Below are 315 nucleotides of genomic sequence, written 5' to 3'. Positions count from 1 at the left end.
ACGCTGAAGAGCTCGACGGGTGCGGATCTGAGCGTCACCGGCAAGGCCGACCTGCTCAAGGCTCTCGCCCTGACGACGGCCGTGGGCGGCGGCAACGCCACCGTGAGCGTCAACCGGACCACGAGCGCAGCCTCGCTGGGTGCGACCATCGCCGACGGTTCGACGCTGAACGTCGACGGTCACGTCATCACCTTCAAGAACGCGCCGATCCCGGGCTCGACCGGTGCTCCGAGCGTTCCGAGCGGGTATGGTGCGAGCGGTAACGTCCTCACCGACGGCGCCGGCAACTCGACGGTCTATCTGCAGGCCGGCACG

1 protein-coding gene is annotated in these 315 nt (G+C 68.6%); it reads left to right on the top strand.

Annotation, left to right across the window (positions count from 1 at the left end):
* The coding region (locus AC0L2F_RS35795; RefSeq protein WP_473251533.1) for a DUF1522 domain-containing protein at positions 1 to 315 on the top strand (315 nt) is incomplete at both ends.

It is taken from the genome of Bradyrhizobium sp. Ken64, from assembly GCF_055807555.1.
This window is presented reverse-complemented; position numbering and strand designations above follow the sequence as displayed.